The organism is Olleya sp. Ti.3.14, assembly GCF_038154885.1.
Classification (GTDB): domain Bacteria; phylum Bacteroidota; class Bacteroidia; order Flavobacteriales; family Flavobacteriaceae; genus Olleya.
Genome location: NZ_JBAKAO010000073.1, coordinates 1 through 289 on the forward strand (window position 1 = coordinate 1; position 289 = coordinate 289).

Sequence of the window (289 nt, forward strand, 5' to 3'; positions counted from 1 at the left end):
CAAGGATCGTTTGGATCGGTTCCATCTGTAACTTCTGTTTCGTTGGTTACGCCATCGCCATCACAGTCTGATGTTAACCACTCTCCTGATTGACATACTGTAACTTTTGCTGTATCTTAAGAACAAGGATCGTTTGGATCGGTTCCATCTGTAACTTCTGTTTCGTTGGTTACGCCATCGCCATCACAGTCTGCTGTTAACCAATCTCCTGATTGAGTTTCTGTAACATTTGCTGGATCGTAAGAACAAGGATCGTTTGGATCGGCTCCATCTGTAACTTCTGTTTCGT

1 protein-coding gene and 1 pseudogene are annotated in these 289 nt (G+C 43.6%); both read right to left on the reverse strand.

The genetic code is table 11. The features are described from left to right. Positions 1-62, reverse strand: a pseudogene (locus V6251_RS15550) (hypothetical protein); the annotation flags it as partial. Positions 63-116: 54 nt separating this feature from the next. Further along, positions 117-289: thrombospondin type 3 repeat-containing protein (locus V6251_RS15555; RefSeq protein ID WP_445933626.1), on the reverse strand; the 173-nt coding region annotated here is incomplete at its 5' end.